Raw genomic sequence first — 23,546 nt, forward strand, 5'->3', positions numbered from 1 at the left:
TCGTTATGTCGCGCAATGCCGAGCTATCACGACAATCGATTACTGACCGCCTTCAATGACGGTCTCTGGCCGGGAAACGGGCTTGCCTTCAAGAACACACTGAATGGCATGTGCGACACCATGCTCGACATTGGTCAAAGAGATAGCCTTGGCAATCGCCTTAATCTCCGGTTCAGCATTGCCCATGGCAATACCGAGTCCTGCCATTTTGAGCATGGACACATCGTTGAAGTTATCACCAATGGCTGCTGTATCTTCCATGGAAATGTTCAGATGGGCAGCCAGTTTGCTTAAGGCGTTACCTTTGGATACATCAGGATGCTGCATTTCGAAGTTGTGTTCAGAGGACACCACCATGGCTACATCGGAGCGAGAAGCAAAGTATTCGCGTCCCTGCTGCAATTGAGCCGGATCCATTGAAAAGGCCATAATATTGTAAATGTAAGCTTCGGAAGGGATTTCCTGATGGGAGTTTACGCGGTGATAGTCTTTCTTGTCATAGTGCTTCTTAACAGCTCGAATAAGGCGTTCAATATCCTCCCCGGGACTCGAACCCAGGATGCGATCCATCTCAGCGAGCATCGCCTCGTGGCTGCTTATAGGAGCGTAAATACCCTGTTGTGTGGAGGCCTCGTAGTAGCAATGATGATCTTCCAGCCACTGCATGACGGATGCGGCAGTTTCACGCTCAAGTGGAAGATGGAATAGGCGTTCACCGTTGGCATCGTGGATGGTAGCTCCGTTGGAGCCGATGACTGGTGTGTTAATTCCGCCTTCGCTGCTTATCGTTAATACGTCGGAATAGACCCGTCCTGTAGCAATCGTAATTTTCAATCCTTCTTGTTGCGCCTTATGGATTGCAGCTGCGTTTTCCGGGCTGATCTGACTGTCTCTGTTCAATAGGGTTCCATCTAAATCGGTAGCAAATAATTTCATATGTTACAACTCCTTTTCAATTGTAGGTTCAGGAATGAGAATCTCGACTTGTTGTTCTGCCAGAAAAGTCCGCCATTCTTGGGAAGGCCATTGATCTGTAATTAACATATCAACGAGTGACCAGTCCGCAAAACGATAACCATAACGCTTATCAAACTTGGAATGGTCAGCAAGTACAATAACCTGTTTTGCAGCCTGCATCATTTTGTGCTTGATCTTTCCTTCTTCTTCAGAGGCACTGAAGCCGTCCATCGTAATTCCGCCAATGCCAATAAAGGCTTTGTCTACATAATAATGGGAAAGAGTTTCAATCACTGAAGTACCATAGACGTAACGTTGCTCCTTGTCGACTTTGCCGCCCAGCAAACGAATCTCGACAGCGGTATGATTGGAGAGAAGATCAGCAGAATAAATGGAATTGGTGATGACAGTACAGGACTTGCCATTTAGATTTTCGGCACAAGTCTGCACTGTAGTGGAAGAATCCAGAATAATGTGTTCGCCTTGGCGGACGATAGCAGCTGCTAGCTTGCCAATAGCTCTTTTTTCATCGGAAATGTGGAGCAAACGATCTTTATAGGATCGGCGCTCATCTGGTGGAACGGGGAGAATTGCACCGCCGCGCGTTCGGATAATGGCATCCTGCTCTTCAAGCTTGATCAGATCCCTTCGTGCTGTGTCCCGGGAAACGTCAAAGAGGGATACTATATCATCAGCCGAGATGCGATTGTGTTTGCGCAAATGTTCAATAATCAGCTGCATTCGTTCTTCCTGAAACAAACGTGCCGCCTCCTTATACGTAGCTGACCGTGTATATCTGATAGATTAATTATAAGTACTAATAATGAAATTTGCAATATTATAAGTGAATGTAAGTGTATTTAAGTTTTTTGATGCAAATTTTACAAATTACGATGATTGCGGTGATAAATATGTGAACGTGAGAGCAGCAGGAGCGAGTGCCGAACAGGATTTGGGTGCATACAGAGGGGCAATTATGGTGTAAATAAAAAAAATAAAAAAAGTGTTGCACATTTAAGCTGGCCTATGGTATACTCATTCTTGTCGCCAAGAAAGACAACTTGTTTACAAGGCCCGTTGGTCAAGGGGTTAAGACACCTCCCTTTCACGGAGGTAACAGGGGTTCGAATCCCCTACGGGTCATTATCTTCACCATCTCAGGGATGTATAATCCTGATGAGGAATCCTCAAAAAGTCATATCTCCTATACAAAAGAGTTACGCATGGCACATTCGGTGAAGTTACAGCAAGAGCCATTAGCTCAGTTGGTAGAGCACCTGACTTTTAATCAGGGTGTCGAAGGTTCGAGCCCTTCATGGCTCACCATTTTTACAATTGAATATGCGGTCGTGGTGGAATGGCAGACACGCTATCTTGAGGGGGTAGTGGGTGTATACCCGTGGAGGTTCGAGTCCTCTCGACCGCATCACAGCAACAAACGTTATAAGATAGACTCTCATGATTGTTCATGGGAGTCTATCTTTGTGTTATGAGAAAAATACCTGAACGTATTCCTGGGATTAAAAGGCTGAGGATTCAGGAAGGTTGTGGTATAATTTAGGTGCATGTATTGATTATTACGGTTGGAAGGCGGTTCTGTATGCAGTCGATCTATGAGCGAATTGAACACCTGATTGCCGAACGAGGAATGACCAAGAAGGCTTTCTGTCAACAGCTGAAGATCAGCACGGGCAATCTGGGTGACTGGAAACGCGGTAAATCTATTCCGAGTACGAATAAACTAATTGAGATTGCTTCGTTTTTTGATGTGAGCCTCGACTGGCTCATGATTGGGCGTCCATCCAAGGAGGCGATGGTACGGGAAAAACGGGAGGATTATTTTTTTGACGTGTTGCGGCAATTGAATTGCCAAGAGAGCGAATTATCGACTGTGGAACAGTCTTTTGTCAGTGAATATATCGAATTTACCCGTTATCGCAAATCGAAGGAAAGCAGAGATTCAAACGCGTTTCGATACAAGGCAGAAGATAAACCTGAGGCAGATGAGTCGGTGTAGCAGCAAGATCGTGCAGTTCTCTACACAACTCGAATCCATGGACGTTTGGTCTTCTCGAATGCTTTATAGTAACAACGTCTAGACATACTCTAATGGTGATATTGGGTATACGAATTGTCCGGCAATTAATTGGTGGAGACAAGTGGATGGTTTACATTATTTCGGATGGAAGGCGGTTCTGTATGCAGTCGATCTATGAGCGAATTGAACATCTAATTGCCGAGCGAGGAATGACTAAGAAAGTGTTCTGTAAGCAACTGAAGATTAGCACGGGTAATCTGGGTGACTGGAAACGCGGTAAATCTACGCCGAGTACGAATAAACTAATTGAGATTGCTTCGTTTTTTGATGTGAGCCTCGACTGGCTCATGATTGGGCGTCCATCCAAGGAAGCGATGGTACGGGAAAAACGGGAGGATTATTTTTTTGACGTGCTGCGGCAATTGGATTGCCAAGAGAACGAATTATCGACTGTGGAACAGTCTTTTATCAGTGAATATATTGAATTTACCCGTTATCGCAAATCGAAGGAAAGCAGAGATTCAGGCGACTTTCGTTACAAGGGAGAAGATAATCCCGAAGGAGATGAGCTGTTGTAGTGTAAGTTATTGAAAGCTGCAACTTGACTGAATCATCTGGATATATATAAAACCTCTGAACAATCCGAAAACCGTCGGAGAGTTGTTCAGAGGTTTTTTCTTTGAAACTCATTGCAACATGAACAAATGAACACGCAATTCTGAAAGTTGCTCCGATAGACGTATAGCCTTCACTTGCGGAATATGAGGTTGGGTTTACCCAAAAGATCGGAGCGAAGGGTGTTCCAGATCTGAAGGCATTGCTCCTGAAGTTCCCAGGCAGCCATTCCGAGCAAACGAACACCAATCCCACCTGTAGCGAGCAAGCTGGCCCCGGCAAGCATGCGACCATCTGGGGGCAAAATGGACCGTACAGACTCCAGCTGTGCTGCGCCCAATCCAGGAGCAATCATCCATAAAGCCGCAGTGTGAGTATAGTTTAACAACGCTGCGGATGATTTTGGATCGCCCGATTCTGGTTCAAGTCCGAAGCGATCCCATACGGCCAATTGCTTCCCTTGCCATATTTCTGTCAGACTGCGATAACGTTTGAACTGAAAGGTCTCTCCCCGATGAATTCGTCCAGCGGACCAGATATCCGCATACGCAAGCACTGCTTGTTCACCCAGCTCAAAGGTCGTGGTCAGTGAGGATGAGCTGCCTTTGAACGGAATAACGCATTCAGGGAAGTACTCCAGCACCGCTCCTTGCTCCAGTCGAAAGTGATGGTTCACAGACGATGGAGCAGTAGGTGTGGGATGAAGCCTTGTCGCTGATGTGCTGCTTAGCATCAAGTGAGTGTTCTGGCCTAATTGCCACTCGGATCGATAATGATCACCGTTCAGTACGCCTGGAGAGACGTCTGAAGTGTATACACATAATTCATCTCCGCCACCCGGAGGTCGAAAGGATCGACTGAACCGGAGAGGGGCGCTGTAATACCGATCGGTCATGACGGTGCGCCCGCCTTGGAGGGCGAAAGTGGCCCGAAGCTCGCTGCGGCGTATCACGGCCTCTCCGGTACTGCGGTTCAGTCCATGTTCAACTCCATGTAAAGAGGAAGATGAATTAGTGGCTGTGAGTCGTTCCGTGCTCATGAGTGTGTGTATGCAGATGCGCAGCGGAAGCATCGTCATCCATATATTGATGTTCAAGCCAATGGACGATTTCGGATACCCCTTCACCGCTCATCAGGTTCGACATCACATAAGGTCGTCCTTCGCGCACCCGTTCAGTATCATCCTTCATTACTTGCAGACTAGCGCCTACATAAGGGGCAAGGTCGGTCTTGTTTATCAACAGCAGATCTGAACGCGTAATACCTGGACCACCTTTGCGAGGCAGTTTTTCCCCTTGAGCTACATCAATAATGTAAATGAATACGTCCGCCAGTTCCGGACTGAACGCGGCAGAAAGGTTGTCGCCACCGCTTTCGATAAAGATCAGCTGCAGGTCCGGGAAGCGTTCAATCAATTCATCAACGGCTTCAAAATTCATGGAGGCATCCTCTCGGATAGCGGTATGCGGGCATCCCCCTGTTTCTACTCCGATAATACGTTCCGGTGCGAGCGCATTCTGACGCAGCAAAATCTCGGCATCTTCCTTTGTGTAAATATCATTAGTAATAACAGCCAGGCTGTAACGTGTGCGCAGTGCCTTGGACAGCTTCTCCACTAGGGCTGTTTTTCCTGAACCTACCGGCCCACCGATTCCGATGCGCATCGGGCGACTCCGATCAAATACCTTACGTTCCCACTCCGCATGATGCGTATGATTAGCTCCTCCACACATAACAAATTCCTCCTTGGTTTTGAATTATTGTAGTAGTTAGGACATGAACAGACGGGCTGGCAGGCTCTCGTGCCGCATAGCATAGATTTCCTGGGCAATACCGAAGCTGTGCATATCTTCCGGGTCGTCATCCCGAATTTGAGACCATTCAGAATCAATATCATGCAAAAGTTTTTGAATAAGCATCTGTGCTTCAGTTTGCCCGATGGGCAGAAGACGCAGAGCGCTATTAACATAAGCGTTAACTGAGGTGTACAGATGTCCGGTGACGGCTTCGTCCAGTCCGATTTCCAGCTCATAATTGATGTAGCCGTGAATCGTTGTAATGCCGCAAAAGGCACCGTGTTCCTGTACGGCTTCATCGATTAGGGAAAAGTCCATCCACGGGTAAAGTGATCTCGCGAGTTTGAGTAATCGTTTCCCCATCTTGTGCCCGCTTTCCCGCAGTTCTCTGGGGGTCCGCTGGGCGTGTACACGTTTGTCGTAAAGGGCTAGAAGGGCGGCATCTTGTTGCTCAATGGCTTGGTAGACACCTTTGATGGCGAGACCATCGAGCCGCACGAGGCTGGAATGAAGCTGCCCTCGAATGAATTGTTCAAGCTGGGCGGTGGTCCGTATCCGGCCATCATGAGTGTATGCCTCCAGACCGAACGAGTGGGAGAACCCGCCAATGGGCAGGGCCGAATCCAGCAGTTGAACATAACGGAGCAGTTTCGTGCCGCTGTGCATCATCATGCGTGGCCCCCTCTTGTGTGTTTAATTTACAATTTACAAATCAAATCTAATATAAATTTTTGGAAATATAAGATGAACAAGCGGTTTACACGAGAACGGAGAGGGCAGAAAAAACCTGGAGAAGCGTAGCGCTCGCCTTTATCACAAGATTTCTCCCTTTCAGAAAGGGGATCAAAGAAATCTGGGGATAACAGTGATCGGAAGGTTGTTCTGCCAGCGGAGTGATCAAGTGTAAACGGAACAGTTCAACTTATATTTCGCTTTTTTATATTAGATGTTCAAAACATGAAATAGCGTTGTGCCATCGGTAATTCGTCTGCGGGCTCACAGGTGAGAAGCTCGCCATCAGCCCGTACCTCATAGGTTTCAGGATCAACTTCAATGAGGGGGGTTACGTCGTTGTGAATCATGTCCTTTTTGCTCACCGAACGGCAGCCTTTGACAGGTTCCACGCGCTTGTTCAAACCTAGCGCCTCCTTGATTCCCGCATCTGCCGCGGCTTGGGAGACAAAGGTGATTGACCCTTTGGCAAGTGCGCCGCCGTAAGCACCGAACATCGGTCTGCCGAATACGGGCTGCGGCGTAGGGATCGATGCGTTGGGGTCACCCATCTGAGCAAAGGTAATCATGCCGCCCTTGATGACGATCTCGGGCTTAACACCAAAATAGGCCGGGTTCCAGACGATCAGGTCTGCGAGCTTGCCAACCTCCACGGAACCGACGAGATGGCCTATGCCGTGAGCGATTGCCGGATTAATTGTATATTTGGCGACATATCTTTTGATCCGATCGTTATCGGATGGTGAGCCTGAGGTCAGTTCGAGCTTGCCTCGCTGCTTTTTCATCTTGTCGGCGGTTTGCCAGGTGCGAATAATAACTTCGCCAACCCGGCCCATCGCCTGTGAATCGGAACTGATGATGCTGAATACGCCAAGATCATGCAAAATGTCTTCGGCCGCGATCGTTTCGGGACGAATCCGGGAATCAGCAAAGGCAACGTCTTCCGGGATCGACGGGTCCAGATGGTGACAAACCATCAGCATATCAAGATGTTCTTCTACGGTATTGCGTGTGTAAGGACGTGTTGGGTTGGTTGAAGAGGGGATGACGTAAGACTCTCCGGCAGCGCGGATAATATCCGGCGCGTGTCCGCCGCCAGCACCTTCCGTATGATAGGTATGGATCGTGCGTCCGTTAATGGCCGCCAATGTATTTTCGAGAAATCCGGTTTCGTTCAGCGTATCGGTATGAATGGCTACCTGAACATCATGTTCTCCGGCTGCGGTCAGACAGGCATCGATCGCACTTGGCGTTGTGCCCCAATCTTCATGCAGCTTCAGTCCAATGACACCGGCTTCGATCTGTTCAATTAATGGAGCGGTGCTGGAACTGTTGCCTTTGCCGAGATAACCGATATTCATGGGAAATGCCTCAGCGGACTCCAGCATCCGGTGGATATGCCAGGCACCGGGTGTACAGGTGGTGGCTTTGGTTCCGGTTGCAGGTCCTGTACCGCCGCCGATCATGGTTGTTACTCCTGAAGATAATGCCGTTTGAATCTGTTGTGGACAAATAAAATGAATATGGGTATCAATGCCTCCTGCGGTCACAATCATGCCTTCCCCGGCAATGATTTCGGTCGATGCGCCAATAACCAGCGCGGGATCGACTCCGTCCATCGTATCCGGGTTACCGGATTTGCCGATTGCGCAGATGAGGCCATCGCGGATGCCGATATCCGCTTTGACAATCCCCCAATGATCAATGATGACGGCGTTGGTGATGACTGTATCAGGCGTTCCGTCACTGCGAAGGGCAGATGTGGACTGGCCCATACCGTCCCGAATAACTTTGCCACCGCCGAATTTGCTTTCATCCCCGTAGACAGCATAATCATGCTCAATTTCTGCCCATAGTTCCGTATCCGCCAGTCTGACAGCATCCCCGGTGGTGGGTCCGAACATGGATGCGTATTGTTCGCGGCTCATTCGTTTCATAAAGGTTCCCCTCCGTCCTGCAAAGGGGGTGCAAATGCCTTCAGAAATGTTTCCAGTTTCTGTGGATCAGGTGGCTGATCTGCCGATCCTTCGGTTAATCCGTTAAATCCATAAATCTGACGTTTGCCGCCAAATGTGGTGAGTTCGACCGGTTTTTCCTCACCAGGTTCAAAACGAACAGCGGTGCCTGCCGGAATATGCAGGCGGTGCCCAAAAGCGGAAGGGCGATCAAAGTCCAGCGCAGCATTGACTTCATAGAAGTGAACGTGAGAGCCGACCTGAACCGGACGGTCGCCTCGGTTCAGTACAATCAGAAGCACGGTTAAGCGATCGGGATGACAGATGATTTCATCATCCTCTTTTAAGCGATATTCACCAGGGATCATAGAGTTCTCCTGCCTTTCTCAGCGTATAGGTTCATGGACAGTGACCAGTTTTGTTCCGTCAGGAAAAGTGGCTTCCACCTGTACCTCGGGAATCATATCGGGTACACCTTCCATGCAGTCTTCGCGTGTCAGGATCGTGCCGCCGTATCTCATCAACTCTGCAACACTCATGCCATCGCGTGCACGTTCCATGAGCTCGGAGGTCAACAATGCGATAGCTTCGGGAACATTCAGTTTAAGTCCGCGTCCTCTGCGTTCCCGGGCGAGGTTAGCAGCCACGGTAATCAGGAGTTTTTCTTTTTCCTGCTCAGTCCAGTGCAAGGTAATCCGACCTTTCCCTTAGATAGTCTATGTCGCCATGGATCATGTTATATGTTAAATATACTCACACAGGGTGGACCCTTTGTCAATATGGTTCCAATTATATTAGCAGCATGCATGAAACGAGTATGCATAAAATAAAATTGTGTAAGCATTATTGACACGGTGAGTGTGACCCTCCATAATTTGGATCAACGAACATTTCGGACATATATGACCTTAATGTTCGTCAATAGACTAAAAAAAGGGAGTGTAGGCTATTGAAGAAGAGGTCGGTCAAGTTATGGAGTGTTTTGCTCGGTACGGTCATTGCGTTGACGGGATGTGTGGAGGGTGGCACGCCGCCTGAAACGACGAGTTCCGGTGGGGCGGGAGAGTCAGCTTCGTCCGGAGAAACGATTAAGGTAGGTGTTCTTCACTCCCTGAGTGGAACGATGGCGATCAGTGAAGTGTCGGTTAAGGATGCGGAGATGCTTGCCATTGAAGAGATCAATGCAACCGGCGGAGTGCTGGGTAAACAAATCGAGCCAGTGGTTGAGGACGGCGCTTCCGATTGGCCTACATTTGCGGAGAAAGCAGGGAAGTTACTGCAGCAGGATAAAGTTGCTGCTGTATTCGGCGGATGGACCTCTGCGAGTAGGAAGGCGATGCTGCCGGTGTTTGAGCAGAACAAGGGTCTGTTGTTTTACCCGGTGCAATATGAAGGATTGGAATCATCACCCAACATTTTTTATACAGGAGCCACAACGAATCAACAGATCGTACCGTCCGTAACCTGGTTGCTGGAGAACAGGGGCAAGAAGTTTTACCTGCTCGGTTCCGATTATGTTTTCCCAAAAACGGCCAATCAGGTCATCAAAGCTCAGCTTGCAGCTGAGGGTGGCGAAGTCGTAGGCGAAGAATATACACCGCTGGGACATACGGATTACAGTACGATTATCAGCAAAATCAAGGCTGCCAAGCCGGATATTGTATACAACACGCTGAACGGAGACAGCAATGTCGCCTTTTTCAAACAATTAAAGGATGCCGGGATCTCTTCGGAACAATTGACAACTCTGTCCGTGAGTGTGGCGGAGGAAGAAATTCGAGGGGTTGGTGCGGATGTACTGAAAGGACATTTGGCTTCCTGGAACTATTATCAAACGACAGATACACCTGAAAATAAAACATTTGTAGAGAAATATAAAGAAAAATATGGAGCTGACCGGGTGACGGCCGATCCGATTGAAGCGGGATATGTAGCCGTTTATCTGTGGAAAGCAGCCGTTGAAAAAGCCGGATCGACCGATGTTGAAAAGGTAAAGGAGGCCGCTAAAGGTCTGGAATTCGATGCGCCGGAAGGAAAAGTGACGGTGGACGGAGAGAACCAGCATATCTACAAAACGGTGCGAATTGGTGAAGTGCAGGAAGATGGACAGTTCAAGGAATTGTGGAACTCCGGCGCACCCGTCAAACCTGATCCGTATCTGAAAACGTACGAGTGGGGAGCTTCCCTTAGTACCAAATAACATGGGCATCTCACGTCACAACTGCTGAATAACAGACGAGGGTGCGACAACACACCCTCTTACAACATTACGGTAAAGCGTTGATGCGAAACGTAAATGATGTCTTGTATAAAATTTCAGATGTTCACAGCATGAGGAGGGAAAGGCGATGGATATGTTTGTCCTGCAAATGTTCAATGGGTTAAGCATCAGTTCCATCCTGCTGCTGATTGCGTTGGGACTCGCGGTTACATTTGGATTGATGAATGTCATTAACATGGCGCATGGTGAATTGATCATGATCGGCGCTTACGCTACATATGTGACGCAAAACCTGTTCATTTCGTATGCTCCGCAAGCGTGGTTCGATGTCTACTTTATTGTGGCTCTGCCTATCGCCTTTGGTGTGGCGGCTCTTATAGGCTGGTTGCTGGAAGTAGTGCTGATCAGGCATCTGTATGGGAGGCCGCTCGACAGTCTGCTTGCTACATGGGGCGTAGGCATGATGCTGCAACAATTGGCCCGAACGATATTTGGGGCGCCGAATGTAGGGGTGTCCAGTCCGGCTTGGCTTAACGGAGGTCTGACCATCGCGGATGGTATTGTGTTTCCGTATAAACGTCTTTTCATTATCGCGCTGGTTGCTGTTGTGCTGCTGTGCATGTATCTGTACATCTATCGCACTTCTTCCGGGAGACGGATGAGGGCCGTGATGCAGAATCGAAGCATGGCGGGCTGTCTCGGGATTTCCACCAGACGAGTGGATGGCATGACCTTTGCGATTGGTTCGGGTATTGCCGGCATCGCCGGATGTGCATTGACACTCATTGGCCCGATTGGCCCTTCGCTGGGGACGTATTATATCGTGGATGCGTTCATGGTGGTTGTACTGGGCGGTGTGGGGAAACTGGTGGGAACCGTGTGTGGTGCGCTTGGAATTGGCATGTTCAATACGTTATTCGAAACATATACCTCAGCCTCGATCGGCAAGGTGCTGGTATTTGTCTGTATTGTAGCTTTTCTGCAATGGAAGCCCCGCGGGCTCGTTGCCATACGGACCCGGAGTCTGGATTAATGTGAAGAAGGGGGTTATATGATGTCGGCACTTCTCAAGACGGGTAGTCTGAAAATGAAGATCATCTGGGCGGTTGTCCTGATCATGATGTGTCTGGCTCCACTCATTTCCACGGAATTCCGGCTTAGTCTGTTGGCGAAATTCCTGGCCCTGGCCATTCTGGCAATCGGTCTGGACTTGATCTGGGGATATGGAGGCGTGCTTAGTTTGGGGCATGGCGTATTCTTTGGGCTTGGCGGGTACGCCATGGCGATGTATCTGAAGCTGCAGGCGAGCGGTGCAACACTTCCAGACTTTATGGGATGGAGTGGTCTTAGCGGTCTGCCATGGTTCTGGGAACCATTTAGGTCATTCCCGGTGGCGCTATTGCTAGGCATTGCCCTTCCGGCATTGCTGGCCTTTGCCCTGGGCTGGTTCACATTCCGTAACCGGATCACCGGTGTGTATTTTACAATCCTGACCCAAGCTTTAGTCCTCATTGTAGTAACGTTATTTGTGGGCAAACAGGAATGGACGGGAGGGACCAACGGTATAACGGGGTATAACGCGATCTTTGGTTTTGCGCTTCATTCGGCAGGGACAACGATTGCTCTCTACTATATAACGCTTGCCGTTCTAGTGCTCGCCTACCTGCTTTGTCGCCGGGTTGTGAACAGCAGGTTTGGTCAGGTGCTTGAAGCTGCGCGGGATGGGGAGAATCGGGTTCGCTTTCTTGGCTATGACCCGGCAGGGTTCAAGACGCTGGCTTTCGCCCTTTCCGGAGCGCTGGCGGGAATCGCAGGTATGTTATTTGTGCTCCAGGTAGGGATCATCTCACCTTCCATGATGGGGATTGTGCCATCAATTGAAATGGTATTATGGGTTGCCTTGGGCGGTCGTGGAACGCTGATTGGTGCGGTAATCGGAGCTGTGGTACTGAACGCAGCCAAAACGGGCATCAGTGAAGCGTATCCGGAAGGTTGGTTGTTTGTCATTGGTGGACTCTTTGTAACGGTGGTCTTATTCATGCCGAATGGGCTTGTTGGTGTATACCGTCATGTGGTGCGCTTGTTGAAACGGAGAGGAGAGGTTGTGCATGTTCCAGTCAGTCAGGAAAAGCCAAAAGTCTACTGACGTTCCGGTAGTCCTGGTCGCAGAGGAAATTACGGTGGCATTTGGCGGTTTTGTTGCGGTCAAAGGCATGAATCTGAAGCTGCATGAACATGATCTGCATTTTCTGATCGGTCCCAATGGTGCGGGAAAAACAACGATGCTGGATGTGATTTGCGGCAAAACCAAGCCCTTGTCCGGTACAGTGAAGATGGCGGATGGTACGGATCTGACACGTTTGAAGGAGCACCAGATTGTTCGAAAAGGGGTAGGGCGCAAGTTCCAAGCTCCATCGATCTTTGCTGGTCTGACCGTGCAGGAGAACCTGACGCTGGCTGCGGAGACTCGTCGTTCTCCTTTACAGGCTCTGGGTATTCAACGGTATTCAAAAATAAGTCCGGCCATGGAGCGGATTACGCTCCAGATTGGTCTGCAGGACCGAGTGGACGCACGTGCAGGGGCGCTATCACACGGGGAAAAGCAGTGGCTTGAGATTGGCATGCTGCTGCTGCAGGAACCCCGTGTATTGCTGCTGGATGAACCGGCAGCGGGGATGACGGACGAAGAAACACATAAGACGGGGCGCCTGCTGCAGGACATTGCGCGAGAAAGGTCTGTTGTGGTAGTGGAGCATGATATGGAATTCGTTCGCGAGTATGCAGCCAAAGTGACGGTGATGCATGAAGGCAAGCTTCTAAAGGAAGGTACGATGGCGGAAGTGCAGGAAGATCCAAGAGTGGCTGAAGTGTATCTGGGCAAAAGGAGGGATGACCATGCTGTCGCTGCAACGAATTGAGTCCGGCTATGGGGAGAGCAATGTGCTGCGCGGTGTGAATCTGGATGTCGAGCCAGGTCAGGTGGTATGCCTGATGGGACGTAATGGTGTTGGGAAAACCACCTTGATGAAGACGTTGATGGGGCTTCTTAAAACGCGCAAGGGACATATTCAGTGGAAAGGTCAGGAATTATCCACCCTCGATCCGGCCAAGCGGGCCAGGTCGGGGATTGGATATGTGCCACAGGGGCGGGAGATCTTCCCACAGCTTACGGTGAAGGAAAATCTGCTGCTGGGTCTGGAGACCAGTAGCGCAGGGGTAAAGACGTTCCCGGAGGATGTGCTGGCGATGTTTCCGGTGCTTGCCACGATGTATGGACGGCAGGGTGGTGATCTGAGTGGCGGGCAGCAACAGCAGCTGGCATTTGCCCGCGCGCTGGCTTCCCGGCCCGGATTATTGCTTCTGGATGAGCCGACAGAAGGCATCCAGCCTTCTATCGTAGAGGACATCCGGCAGGTCATTTTGCAAATTAAGGCAAAGGGTGAAATCTCCATCTTGCTGGTGGAGCAAAGCATTGATTTTGTACGCGGTGCTGCAGATTATATCTATGTAATGGACAAAGGGGCAATTGCACTGCAAGGAACACCGCGAGAGCTGGATATGTCGCAGTTTGAGCACCATCTGTCTGTGTAGCTTAAGTTCTTGGTGTAGGGTGGGTTCAGGAACGCTTGTCCAGAATGTTGGAGTATTTCGGATATAGCCTTCGGATGCAATCCGGGCAGATATCATGGGTGAATTCGGCATGAGTGTGCTTCTCCAAATAACTCTCAACAGAGTTCCAGCTGTCCTGTTCATCCTTAATCTGTTTGCAGACAGCGCAGATGGGGAGCAGTCCACGCAAAGTACGTACTTCGGACAGTGCCTTCTTCAATTGGCGCTCTGTCTGTTTCTGTTCGGTAACATCCGTGTGTGCAATTAATGCGAGATCAGACAGCAGGGATGGGTCGGCCTGAATCAATGGGGTGAGCTCGAGACGGAACCACCGTTGTTCGTTGTGGACAGTTTGAACGGAGATGTCGTATGTATAACTGTCTTTAAAAGGTGCAGTAATACTTTTTAACTCCTGAACAATCTTCGCATTCTTTGCTTTCTCCTCGCGTAATGTCCACCCCTCTATAAGATGAAGGTAATGAGGTAGTTCAGGTGATGTTCTGGAGGGGCTTGATACGCTCGATTTGAGAAGCAGTTGCCCGAGTCCGCGTTGCCATGCCGTGTTGCAGCTTCGGATGATCCAGTTGTGGTCGACGATGATAAGCTGGTGTTGCATGGACTGGAACGATAATCTCTCCAGATCGGATATTAAGTATCTCATGAAATGAGCTCCTCCTTGGCAGAAATCTTATCTTAAATCATCTGGTATTTCCAAAATATCTGCGACCTGGTTCCTGAACCGGGTTGCTTTGCGTGTACCGTGAATGAGATTGGACAGACGGTACGGTGGAATGCCATACTGTTCACAAAATGTCTTTTGGTCGACCTGGAGTTCGGTTAGTCGTCGTTTGATGGCCCATCCGAAAGGAGTCACAGGTTTCTTTTTGTTCAAAAGGGTTCACCCCTCGTTGGAATGTAGTGTTCAGCTGGTTATTCTGGGTGTAAAATAGATAGATATGCGAGCTGTATGTTTTATTATATACGTATTTACGTCATCTAACAATTAAAAAAGACGGAAATAAGTGTATTATAATATGTTAATTGGCGTAAATACGTTAAATATACAAAATAAATGACATAAAAAACACGCCAGCAATGAGGTTGCGGCGTGTTTTTTACTATTTTACTGTGTGAGGAGGTGGGTTATGAAGGGAAAAAGGATGGATCAGGCTCTGTAGGCGTGAAGTCCTGCTCCAAGCATGTGAAAGCTTGGGAACAACGTTTGCATGGACATTGAGGCTGGTTGTACCAGTCCATCTGCAGCGGAGGCGCTGATGGTATGCCATTCATGCTCCAGGTCTGCGGCCAGGCGAACCAGCAGGTCCTGGGTTGTGTCGGTATTGAGGGGAATCACTTTGGAGGCTTCGGTTATGCAGGCACTCATTGCTGAATGCAGATAACCAAGGACCGCCTCCTCGACAGGGATTTCGAGGTGGTGGTTAATCCAGGCGTGAACGGTGGAGAGGCAGCCGACGGATTCATACTTAGCCAGGGTGTGTTCGAGGTGGCTAAAATCAATCCAGGGGTGGAGTGCACGAGCCAGCTTAATCAGTCGTTTGCCCATGGTGGACGCATGTTCTCTAAGATTGACTGGGGTGCGCTGGACATGGACGAGCTTGTCGATGAGGGCTGTACGCCACGCGTCATTGTGATCTGCGGCGGTGTATATGCCTTTAATCGCCATGCCTTCCAGACGCACGATGCTGGGATGCAATTGGCAGCGCATGAATGATTCGAGATCTTCAGCACTACGAATGGTACCTTCCGCGATATGGGCATCCATTCCGAAGGAATGGGTGAAGCCTCCGACATGGATAGAGGAATCAAGCAGTTTGACGTAATCGAGCAGCTTATTCCCACGGTTCACAATCTTTCGCCTCCTACGTTCGTTAAATGTTATGTTAAATAACATCTATACTCCTTTTTGGTTCGCTTTATGTTTGTAAATCCGAATTATATGATATATATATTCACATAAATATCCGCTTTTTGTCAATAGTTTCTTGGTTTTTTAAATATTAAATCTATTTAATGTTATTTTATATAACTTTAAAAGTTATATTCTACTAAAAGGATTTGAAGGATGGTAATATAAAGAAAGTAGAGTGATCAGCCTTATCGGGTATACAAAGGAGATCAAATTTAATCATATGCACTTCGTAGGAGAAAATGACGAGATTATACGATTTATGGAAGGGAAAGCGCATTTAAAATGATATTAATAAAAATGCTTTACTTTTAAACATGAACCGGGTATAATCAATTCTGTTGCCGATTATTTACGACATGCGGTCGTGGTGGAATGGCAGACACGCTATCTTGAGGGGGTAGTGGGTGTATACCCGTGGAGGTTCGAGTCCTCTCGACCGCATCATAAGAACGATTAAGAAGAAGCTTCCCGTATGGGAAGCTTCTTCTTTTATGTTTTTTTTATGTTTTTTTATAGTACAGATGGGTCCAGACAAAAAGACAAAAAAAGGTCATCCGATTCCCCTGAATGCATGCTCATTCTGTCTGCCGGGGGCGGATGGCCTTCACTTGTTATTTAAGCAATTCTTTGATGTCTGCTTCAATTTTATCAGGTGTTGTTTTGGGAGCATACCGTTTCACAACACGTCCGTTCTGATCCACAAGGAACTTGGTGAAGTTCCATTTGATGGCTTTGGAGCCGAGTACACCCGGTGCTTCTTTGGTAAGATGCTGGAATAGAGGGTGAGCGCTTGAACCATTCACATCGATCTTCTCAAACATCGTGAAGCTAACGCCATAGTTCATCTGGCAGAACTCGGCAATATCATCAGAAGAGCCCTTTTCCTGTGCAAACTGGTTGCTTGGAAAACCAAGAACTTCAAACGGGGAGTCTTTAAACTTGTCCTGAAGCTCTTGCAGACCTTTGAATTGAGGTGTAAGGCCGCATTGGCTTGCTGTATTCACGATAAGCAGTACTTTGTCACGATAGTTGGACATTTCAACTTCCTGACCGCGAAGGGTGTTTACTTTGTAGTCGTAGACTGACATGAAAATCGCCTCCATTTCATATTCTTCTTTCTTCTATTATATTGATTACAATTAAATAATGCAAAATTTATATTGTTTTTTTAACTCCATTTCAAGCTGTCGTGTATGATCTGTGACCGATTTGCTACCTAATTTTCGCTAAAGAGAGAATTAGAGAGCTTTGAAGAGATGGGTAGAGAATGGATATGTTGTAAGCGCTATTATTGATGTGAAATGGCAAAAATCCGTCGATTCGGTGATCTGCACAGACTTTACACCAATATGGCACGGGTGTATGATTCATATCGTAATTCCAATTTAAATTAAATTTTACATGAAAAACGAAACAAACGATAATATCGCTCTGATTAATGATACTAAAGGAACGATGTTTTAATCGCTGAGTTTCCATTCATTCATGGGTGGGAAACGGGGGAACCAACAGGATGAACTGTCCAGGACAGTAGGCATCCATGGGGTGAATTTTCCGGTGACAGCCGGAAATAGGGCGACTCTCGCGCCCGAATCCGTCAGCTAACCTCGTAAGCGTTAAAGGGAGAGGCAACAAGCCGTACGCTGGTTCATAGTGTCTTTTTGCTATGGATTATTGAAGAAGCGTCCGGGAGGCCTTGGTCCCCCACGCTTCTTTTTTGTTGTCTTTTCACGCCAAGGGAGGAACGAATGATGGATAAAGAGATGATCTTAGTGACTGCTCCAAATGAAGCAGGACGTAAATTTATCAAATTGCTGATGTACAAAAAAATGCCGTTTGCCGTTCTGACCAACAGTGCAGGGGAAGAGCGCAGGCTCCGGAGAATCGGTGTGGAGCATGTCATTCGCATGAACACGGCTGCAGCTCAGAAATGGTTTTTGCCGCAAGGCAGTGTCGGCAATGTTTTTATTTTTGAGAATAGCCTAAACCTGACCTGTCGATATTTGCAGATTTGCCGCTCCTGGACATCCAAGTCCCTCTGTGTCATTACCGAACAAAGCCATCCCAAAGGAATCTATCGGGGAATGGGAGCAGACCGTATTGTATATTCCTTGAATGGGGAAGTTGGATTTCTGCTTAATGGCTAATGACTAGTACTATTCCTGTGATTGATCCGGTGTCAGCTGCCTGTTATAATTGAAATCATAAATAAACGGAATCTTGAGGAGACTCATGCATGATGGTGGGTCTTCTTTTTTTATGGTTTGGGAAATGGAGATATGAATTTCCTGTGGCTAACGAGGAGGAATAAGCGTGCCGGATGTACGTGGAATACAATGGTTGTTCTTTGATGTGGGGGATACGCTTGTGGATGAATGGGAGCCGGTAGATGATATTATCGGACAGTTCGTTCGTGAAGCGTGTGCGCTTGGTTATCAGGTGGAGAAGCAGACGGTGCGAGAACTATTTGCCGCCTCCTACCGAAATTATGAGCAATGGCCGATGAAATTGGCTATTCGTACCCTGATTAGCGACGAGGGGCACCGGGAACAGATACAGGAGAAGCTGAAGTTCCGCAAAGAGCTTGAACGCCCCTTCGCGTCAGCCGACACTGTTCTCCAGACGTTGTCGCAGCACTATAAAATTGGTATCATTGCCAATCAGAGCCCGGGGACGGAAAATCGGCTGGATAGCTACGGCTTGCGCAAGTATGTGGATGTGCTGGCCTGTTCGGCTGAAGAAGGAGTGTCCAAGCCTGATCCTGAATTGTATGCTGTAGCGTTGAAACAGGCGGGATGCAAACCTGAGGAAGCGGTCATGATCGGCGACAGGATTGATAATGATATTATTCCAGCTAAGAAGCTGGGTATGCACACGATCCGGATTTTGCAGGGTTATGGCAGATTCCAGCCGGAGCTTGCGGATGCAGAGCGTCCGGACTGGACGATTGAATCACTGGAGGAACTTCTTCCATTGTTGATGGTAACTCAAAATTCGGACAACTAAATGAAGTGCGGTATTTAAGATCTGATCGGTATGGATTAGGCTGCTGCTCAAACATATCAAAGGAAAGGCTGATCGTCTCAAGGGATAGGTTACTTGAGATGATCAGCCTTTTTGAGTTAGATAAAATATCGCATAGATCTATTTAACCTAGAACAACATAATGGTCTGGATAATCAGATACACATTCAGGACAACGATAACTCCAGCAATGATCCAGGAGGTAATTTTAAGCCATAGCTTGTTGGCAAAAGCCCCCATGCTTTTTTTGTCGCTCGTAAACATCACCAGTGGAATGACGGCAAAGGGGAGCTGCAGCGACAGCACAACCTGGCTCAGAATCAACAGTTCCTCTGTTCCATGCTCACCGGCAATGGCTGTTACGATAACGGCCGGGATGATCGCAATCAGACGTGTTACCAGTCGACGGAGCCACGCCGGAATACGAATGTTCAGGAAGCCTTCCATTACAATCTGTCCGGACAACGTGCCGGTGAGTGTTGAGTTCTGGCCTGAAGCCAGCAGGGCTACACCGAACAAGATACTTGCAATGGTGGTACCCAGAAGTGGTGTCAACAGATGGTATGCATCTGTAATTTCCGCGACCTGGGTCATGCCTACACTATGGAACACGGAAGCTGACAGAATCAGGATGGCTGCATTGATAAACAGGGCCAGCGTTAAAGCGATGGTTGAATCCATGGTGGTATAACGAATCGCTTCTTTTTTACCCTGAGGTGTCTGTTCAATCTGACGGGTCTGCACAATGGAAGAATGCAGATATAGATTATGGGGCATCACAGTTGCTCCAATAATTCCGATGGCGATATAAAGCATGGCTGGATTTTGCAAAATCTCGGTACTGGGTACAAAACCATGCATGACACCGCCCATATCCGGTTTGGCGAGAAACAGGTCAATCCCGAAGCAGAGGGCGATGGTAGCCATCAGCACGATAACGAGCGATTCCAATGCGCGGAAGCCTTTATTTTGCAGCAAAAGAATGACCAGTACATCGACAGCGGTAACAATGACGCCGTATAACATGGGAATGTTGAACAGCAGCTTGAGCGCGATGGCTGAACCAATAACCTCGGCAAGGTCGGTGGCTGCAATCGCAAGCTCACACAAAATCCATAACATCATGACTACAGGCATGCTGAATCGTTCGCGGCAGGCTTGCGCCAAATCCCGTCCTGTGACAATCCCGAGCTTGCCAGCGAGAGACTGCAATACCACAGCCATTAGATTTGATATCAGAATAACGGACAATAACGTATAACCGAACTGTGAACCACCGGCAATATCCGTTGCCCAGTTCCCAGGGTCCATATATCCAACGGCAACCAGGTAACCAGGTCCAACAAAAGCGAGGAACTTTCTCCACCAAGCAGCGTTCTGAGGCACCTTCATGGAGCTGTGGGCTTCCCCGAGAGATGGGGCCATACCCGCAGCTAATGGCTCATTTGAAGGAGTGTTGAACGGATTTTTTTTACTCATAATATAATCACCCGACTTTGAAGTATTGATATTCTATATGAAGAGGAACGGTGTCATTCCTTTGATTACATTTGAACCTTGAAACCAAAATCTTAAAAGCGTAATTAAACGACTTCACATATGTCTAAACGTTTATGTTGATACTTACATTGTACTCCTTCAATTATTTTTGTCTAGTGCAACTTTTGTGTATGAGGACAAAATTTACCGGAGAGTGAATTGTGCCTTAGTATATTACCCAACCCTGGATAAATTACCTGTGTTCATCCCCAATGCATGAAAAAGATAAAGATGTAAAAGCTGAATAAGGAGCAACAACGTTTCAAAATGAGCCAGAAGTTTAAATTGAATTGTAGGCAACAAAAAACTTAAAGGTGAAGGAGAGATTCTTAATGGAAGCTTTATATACAGCAACAGCGACAGTTAAAGGTGGACGTACAGGTTCGGTGGCTTCTTCGGATGGCGTGCTCAAGCATGATCTGAAAATGCCAAAAGAACTTGGAGGCTCCGGTGGTGAAGGAACCAATCCTGAGCAGCTCTTTGCAGCGGGATACGGTGCATGTTATGAAAGTGCTCTTGCCAATGTGGCACGCAAAGCAGGCGTGAAATTGGAGAATGTGGTGGTCACAAGTAATGTATCCATCGGCAAAGATCCGGCAGATGATGGTTTCCAACTGTCTGTACGTTTGGATGTGAGCATGCCTGGCGTGGATCACAGTCAAGCAGAGGATCTTGCACGCAAGGCACATGATTTCTGTCCTTACTCCAAAGCAACACGCGGCAATATTGATGTGGTACTTAATGTAGTTTAAGACCTGACTCGTAGGAGTAAAGGGAACATATAGAGCAGGGTATCTTTGGATACCTGATGTTCGAGTACAAGACCCTGCTGGCCTTCGGCAGGGTTTTGTATTTTATAATACAGATGAGATGCAGGAGATTGCATGTTGAACAGCGTACTATTTTACATAATCTACTCTTGCTTGAAGTCATACATTCGAATAAGGGGGAATGACAATGAGTATTGAAGAGATGATAGAACGACGATTTGTATGCACCAAATGCAGGGGTACGGATTGTAATATTAAGGAAGTATCCATGTCAGGAGCGGGACTTAGCAAAATGTTTGATATTCAGCACAATCATTATCTCTTCGTCGCCTGTTCTTCCTGTGGATATGTAGAAGTATTCGATCCGGATGTGTTGAAAGGGAAAAAACAGGGTCAGGTGGGTACCATTCTTGATATTCTATTTGGCGGGTAAATGTGCGTGAGTTGACATCGAACTAAAATTTCTTTAATATGATTTAGTACTAAGAAGTGTCATTGCATGAACCAAATTTGAATTAACAGGTGATATCCATGTCTTATAGACCGCGTATTGCAAATTTAGAATTAGCTAGTGGCAACAAGGAAGACGGATTGTATGAATTTAAAATGAAATTGGTAGACGGTACACAATGCCGTGTATTCTACTCCCATTCCCCGGAATGGAAGCTGACCAATATCAGCCGTCTACAGAAAACACCTTGTCCGGTATGTCGCAAAGATTTCATTTGCAAATGCATGGACCAGTGGGCTGGTGACCTGCACCAACAGATGATCGACGACCAATGGATGGAAAAGGCAATTGCCGAGTAATTGCCAAAACAGATACGAGCGTGGGCATAGAGCCTGCGCTCTTTTTCTATTTTCCGTTATACTTAAATAAAATGTGAAAAAGCGACCGAGATGACTCAAAACGGGTAAGTTATGCTAATAGCACACATGAGGAGGCCACGATTATGACAGTAAATCAAACGGATCAGCATCAGGGACACCCGATTGTGCTTGTGGACGGAGTCTGTCATTTCTGCCAAGGATTAACGAAGTGGATTATCAAGCGTGACCCTGAGGGGAAATATCATTTTGCATCACTTCAATCGGATGTAGCGAAAAAATTGCTGGAGCAGGGCAATCTGTCCACGGACAGCATGGATACGTTTGTACTTATTGAGGATGGAAAATATTATACACGTTCAACCGCTGCGCTGCGTCTGGCCAAAGGATTGAAATTCCCCTATCCATTATTGTACGGGTTAATTATTGTACCGAAATTTATTCGGAATGCCATATATAACACGGTAGCTCGCAACCGATATCGCTGGTTTGGTCAAGATGAAGCGTGCATGCTGCCTACACCTGACATTAAGGATCGATTCCTTTAAAAGGCTGAAGAATGACATCTTGTATCGGTAACGATTGATTAATAACGGAAATAATTGGGTAATGAGTACGGATCAACTCTATTTTGGGAGGCAAATAACTTGAAGAAATGGACTACATTATTGATTGGGGCATTATTAGCAGTAAGCATGACAGCTTGCAGCAACGCTGCGGATAACAGTACAGCAACGCCGCCAGCTGGCAACGAAACGTCGAATGAGGAGAATACAACTGCGGAGCAGGCGACAAAACTCCCTACATTGGACGAATTAATCGACAAAACGAATGCAGCGACTAAAGACATGAAAAGCTTCACTACGGAAGCCAATATTGATCAAAATTTGAAGCTGGTGAACGGCGAGCAGTCCCAGGATCAACAGGTGAAAACATCGCTGAAGATGGATATCATCAAAGATCCGATGATGATCTATCAGGAGATGAAGATGGAAATGTCCGGACAGGAAGCGCAGAACGTGAAGCAGTACATCACTTCGGATAAGATTTATTCGCAGGTGGGGGACCAGTGGGTCAAAATTCCTGACGAGCAAACGAAACCACTGATTGAGCAGATGCAGGCAAGCATGAATCCGGAAGGTGAGCTGGAGCAATTCAAAAAGATTGCCGAAGACACCAAAATTACGGAAGAAGGCGACAACTACGTGATTAACGCTGACGTATCCGGTGATAACGTGAAGGAGCTGGCCAAAGCGGTCATGGAGCAAAACGGATCGGATGCCCAAACTCAAGCGATGCTTGATCAAATGAATATTACCAGCATGAAAATGAAATATATGATCAACAAAGAAACTTACCTGCCTGCAAGTACGGATGTCGACATGGTCATGGAAATGGAGCAGGAGGGACAGAAAATCTCGATGGACATGAAAATGACCAGCATGTTCTCCAACCATAATGGCGTGAAAGAGATCAAGATCCCGCAGGAAGCATTGGATAGTTCAAAATAAAAAAAAGCTTGCGGATAAGCG

At 47.5% G+C, this 23,546-nt stretch carries 27 protein-coding genes, 4 tRNA genes, 1 pseudogene and 1 riboswitch; of the genes and pseudogenes, 19 read left to right on the forward strand and 13 right to left on the reverse strand.

Translation table 11 applies throughout. The features are described 5' to 3' along the window. Positions 1 to 39: 39 nt before the first annotated feature. Together BMW94_RS12710 and BMW94_RS12715 are read right to left on the reverse strand one after the other, a co-directional pair. Complete coding sequence (locus tag BMW94_RS12710; RefSeq protein ID WP_090998796.1) at positions 40 to 936, reverse strand: Cof-type HAD-IIB family hydrolase; 897 nt, start codon at positions 934 to 936, stop codon at positions 40 to 42. Positions 937 to 939: 3 nt separating this feature from the next. After that, positions 940 to 1,716 (reverse strand): DeoR/GlpR family DNA-binding transcription regulator, encoded by a 777-nt coding sequence (locus tag BMW94_RS12715; RefSeq protein WP_090998798.1) that lies wholly within the window; start codon positions 1,714 to 1,716, stop codon positions 940 to 942. Between the two features lie 312 nt (positions 1,717 to 2,028). Here BMW94_RS12715 and BMW94_RS12720 point away from each other — a divergent pair. The 5 genes from BMW94_RS12720 to BMW94_RS12740 all read left to right on the forward strand — a co-directional run bounded on the left by BMW94_RS12720 (position 2,029) and on the right by BMW94_RS12740 (position 3,573). After that, positions 2,029 to 2,100, forward strand: a tRNA-Glu gene (locus BMW94_RS12720). A 107-nt stretch (positions 2,101 to 2,207) separates the two neighbouring features. Next, positions 2,208 to 2,283, forward strand: a tRNA-Lys gene (locus BMW94_RS12725). 17 nt (positions 2,284 to 2,300) lie between these two features. After that, a tRNA-Leu gene (locus tag BMW94_RS12730) sits at positions 2,301 to 2,383 on the forward strand. A 174-nt stretch (positions 2,384 to 2,557) separates the two neighbouring features. Beyond that, on the forward strand, positions 2,558 to 2,974 hold the full coding sequence (locus BMW94_RS12735) for a helix-turn-helix domain-containing protein (RefSeq protein WP_090998800.1): 417 nt from the start codon (positions 2,558 to 2,560) through the stop codon (positions 2,972 to 2,974). A 182-nt stretch (positions 2,975 to 3,156) separates the two neighbouring features. After that, the gene (locus BMW94_RS12740) at positions 3,157 to 3,573 is read left to right on the forward strand and encodes a helix-turn-helix domain-containing protein (protein WP_090999079.1); all 417 of its coding nucleotides are present in this window, start codon (positions 3,157 to 3,159) and stop codon (positions 3,571 to 3,573) included. Between the two features lie 170 nt (positions 3,574 to 3,743). On the opposite strand, the gene BMW94_RS12745 is transcribed toward BMW94_RS12740, so the two are convergent. From BMW94_RS12745 to BMW94_RS12770, 6 genes are all read right to left on the reverse strand, one after another. Next, complete coding sequence (locus BMW94_RS12745; RefSeq protein ID WP_175480670.1) at positions 3,744 to 4,649, reverse strand: urease accessory protein UreD; 906 nt, start codon at positions 4,647 to 4,649, stop codon at positions 3,744 to 3,746. Next, entirely contained in the window at positions 4,621 to 5,343 is a 723-nt protein-coding gene (gene ureG, locus BMW94_RS12750; RefSeq protein ID WP_053781689.1) for an urease accessory protein UreG, read from the reverse strand. The genes BMW94_RS12745 and ureG overlap by 29 nt, the downstream gene beginning before the upstream one ends. 36 nt (positions 5,344 to 5,379) lie before the next feature. Continuing rightward, positions 5,380 to 6,078: an urease accessory protein UreF gene (locus tag BMW94_RS12755; protein ID WP_090998805.1), complete on the reverse strand. Its 699-nt coding sequence runs from the start codon at positions 6,076 to 6,078 to the stop codon at positions 5,380 to 5,382. 278 nt (positions 6,079 to 6,356) lie between these two features. Beyond that, entirely contained in the window at positions 6,357 to 8,075 is a 1,719-nt protein-coding gene (gene ureC / locus BMW94_RS12760; protein WP_090998807.1) for an urease subunit alpha, read from the reverse strand. Beyond that, positions 8,072 to 8,461: an urease subunit beta gene (locus BMW94_RS12765; protein WP_090998809.1), complete on the reverse strand. Its 390-nt coding sequence runs from the start codon at positions 8,459 to 8,461 to the stop codon at positions 8,072 to 8,074. The genes ureC and BMW94_RS12765 overlap by 4 nt, the downstream gene beginning before the upstream one ends. 18 nt (positions 8,462 to 8,479) lie before the next feature. Continuing rightward, positions 8,480 to 8,782, reverse strand: coding sequence for an urease subunit gamma (locus BMW94_RS12770; protein ID WP_076291707.1), 303 nt, complete (start codon positions 8,780 to 8,782; stop codon positions 8,480 to 8,482). Between the two features lie 260 nt (positions 8,783 to 9,042). On the opposite strand from BMW94_RS12770, the gene urtA reads away from it, so the two are divergent. The 5 genes from urtA to urtE all read left to right on the forward strand — a co-directional run bounded on the left by urtA (position 9,043) and on the right by urtE (position 13,905). After that, a complete protein-coding gene (gene urtA, locus BMW94_RS12775) occupies positions 9,043 to 10,293 on the forward strand; it encodes an urea ABC transporter substrate-binding protein (protein ID WP_090998811.1) in 1,251 nt (416 codons plus the stop codon). A 148-nt stretch (positions 10,294 to 10,441) separates the two neighbouring features. Next, the gene (gene urtB, locus BMW94_RS12780; RefSeq protein ID WP_076291709.1) at positions 10,442 to 11,347 is read left to right on the forward strand and encodes an urea ABC transporter permease subunit UrtB; all 906 of its coding nucleotides are present in this window, start codon (positions 10,442 to 10,444) and stop codon (positions 11,345 to 11,347) included. Positions 11,348 to 11,365: 18 nt separating this feature from the next. Beyond that, the gene (gene urtC, locus BMW94_RS12785; protein ID WP_090998813.1) at positions 11,366 to 12,460 is read left to right on the forward strand and encodes an urea ABC transporter permease subunit UrtC; all 1,095 of its coding nucleotides are present in this window, start codon (positions 11,366 to 11,368) and stop codon (positions 12,458 to 12,460) included. Then, positions 12,423 to 13,232 carry an urea ABC transporter ATP-binding protein UrtD gene (urtD, locus tag BMW94_RS12790; protein WP_090998816.1) on the forward strand — a complete coding sequence of 270 codons (810 nt, stop codon included), beginning with the start codon at positions 12,423 to 12,425 and terminating at the stop codon, positions 13,230 to 13,232. Before urtC ends, urtD begins: the two co-directional genes overlap by 38 nt. Next, positions 13,210 to 13,905: an urea ABC transporter ATP-binding subunit UrtE gene (urtE, locus tag BMW94_RS12795; RefSeq protein WP_090998818.1), complete on the forward strand. Its 696-nt coding sequence runs from the start codon at positions 13,210 to 13,212 to the stop codon at positions 13,903 to 13,905. Before urtD ends, urtE begins: the two co-directional genes overlap by 23 nt. Before the next feature lie 25 nt (positions 13,906 to 13,930). On the opposite strand, the gene BMW94_RS12800 is transcribed toward urtE, so the two are convergent. The 3 genes from BMW94_RS12800 to BMW94_RS12810 form a co-directional block, all read right to left on the reverse strand. Beyond that, positions 13,931 to 14,584 carry a nitrogen regulation protein NR(II) gene (locus BMW94_RS12800; protein ID WP_090998821.1) on the reverse strand — a complete coding sequence of 218 codons (654 nt, stop codon included), beginning with the start codon at positions 14,582 to 14,584 and terminating at the stop codon, positions 13,931 to 13,933. A gap of 27 nt (positions 14,585 to 14,611) precedes the next feature. Beyond that, a complete protein-coding gene (locus BMW94_RS12805) occupies positions 14,612 to 14,815 on the reverse strand; it encodes a hypothetical protein (RefSeq protein WP_063564423.1) in 204 nt (67 codons plus the stop codon). A 273-nt stretch (positions 14,816 to 15,088) separates the two neighbouring features. Continuing rightward, positions 15,089 to 15,790, reverse strand: a complete 702-nt coding sequence (locus tag BMW94_RS12810) for an urease accessory protein UreF (protein WP_175480671.1) — start codon at positions 15,788 to 15,790, stop codon at positions 15,089 to 15,091. A 421-nt stretch (positions 15,791 to 16,211) separates the two neighbouring features. Here BMW94_RS12810 and BMW94_RS12815 point away from each other — a divergent pair. Then, positions 16,212 to 16,294, forward strand: a tRNA-Leu gene (locus BMW94_RS12815). Positions 16,295 to 16,420: 126 nt separating this feature from the next. Continuing rightward, a pseudogene (locus BMW94_RS31285) lies at positions 16,421 to 16,492 on the forward strand (hypothetical protein); the annotation flags it as partial. Here BMW94_RS31285 and BMW94_RS12820 read toward each other — a convergent pair. Beyond that, complete coding sequence (locus BMW94_RS12820; RefSeq protein WP_090998824.1) at positions 16,465 to 16,941, reverse strand: glutathione peroxidase; 477 nt, start codon at positions 16,939 to 16,941, stop codon at positions 16,465 to 16,467. The pseudogene BMW94_RS31285 and the gene BMW94_RS12820 sit on opposite strands and share 28 nt — an antisense overlap. A gap of 367 nt (positions 16,942 to 17,308) precedes the next feature. Continuing rightward, a riboswitch (cyclic di-AMP (ydaO/yuaA leader) is annotated at positions 17,309 to 17,484 on the forward strand. Between the two features lie 117 nt (positions 17,485 to 17,601). On the opposite strand from BMW94_RS12820, the gene BMW94_RS12825 reads away from it, so the two are divergent. Both BMW94_RS12825 and BMW94_RS12830 read left to right on the forward strand, forming a co-directional pair. After that, the gene (locus tag BMW94_RS12825) at positions 17,602 to 18,000 is read left to right on the forward strand and encodes an HAD family hydrolase (RefSeq protein WP_228469185.1); all 399 of its coding nucleotides are present in this window, start codon (positions 17,602 to 17,604) and stop codon (positions 17,998 to 18,000) included. Between the two features lie 166 nt (positions 18,001 to 18,166). After that, positions 18,167 to 18,859 carry an HAD family hydrolase gene (locus tag BMW94_RS12830; protein WP_175480672.1) on the forward strand — a complete coding sequence of 231 codons (693 nt, stop codon included), beginning with the start codon at positions 18,167 to 18,169 and terminating at the stop codon, positions 18,857 to 18,859. A 147-nt stretch (positions 18,860 to 19,006) separates the two neighbouring features. On the opposite strand, the gene BMW94_RS12835 is transcribed toward BMW94_RS12830, so the two are convergent. After that, entirely contained in the window at positions 19,007 to 20,302 is a 1,296-nt protein-coding gene (locus BMW94_RS12835; protein ID WP_090999081.1) for an Nramp family divalent metal transporter, read from the reverse strand. Between the two features lie 446 nt (positions 20,303 to 20,748). On the opposite strand from BMW94_RS12835, the gene BMW94_RS12840 reads away from it, so the two are divergent. From BMW94_RS12840 to BMW94_RS12860, 5 genes are all read left to right on the forward strand, one after another. Beyond that, positions 20,749 to 21,168, forward strand: a complete 420-nt coding sequence (locus BMW94_RS12840) for an organic hydroperoxide resistance protein (protein ID WP_063564421.1) — start codon at positions 20,749 to 20,751, stop codon at positions 21,166 to 21,168. Between the two features lie 205 nt (positions 21,169 to 21,373). After that, entirely contained in the window at positions 21,374 to 21,619 is a 246-nt protein-coding gene (locus BMW94_RS12845; protein WP_024629326.1) for a zinc ribbon domain-containing protein, read from the forward strand. A 98-nt stretch (positions 21,620 to 21,717) separates the two neighbouring features. Continuing rightward, complete coding sequence (locus BMW94_RS12850; protein ID WP_024629327.1) at positions 21,718 to 21,996, forward strand: hypothetical protein; 279 nt, start codon at positions 21,718 to 21,720, stop codon at positions 21,994 to 21,996. Positions 21,997 to 22,139: 143 nt separating this feature from the next. Continuing rightward, positions 22,140 to 22,562, forward strand: a complete 423-nt coding sequence (locus BMW94_RS12855) for a thiol-disulfide oxidoreductase DCC family protein (protein ID WP_090998828.1) — start codon at positions 22,140 to 22,142, stop codon at positions 22,560 to 22,562. A 99-nt stretch (positions 22,563 to 22,661) separates the two neighbouring features. Continuing rightward, a complete protein-coding gene (locus BMW94_RS12860; protein ID WP_090998831.1) occupies positions 22,662 to 23,525 on the forward strand; it encodes a DUF6612 family protein in 864 nt (287 codons plus the stop codon). Positions 23,526 to 23,546: the final 21 nt, after the last annotated feature.

Source organism: Paenibacillus sp. OK003 (assembly GCF_900109515.1).
Classification (GTDB): domain Bacteria; phylum Bacillota; class Bacilli; order Paenibacillales; family Paenibacillaceae; genus Paenibacillus; species Paenibacillus marchantiae.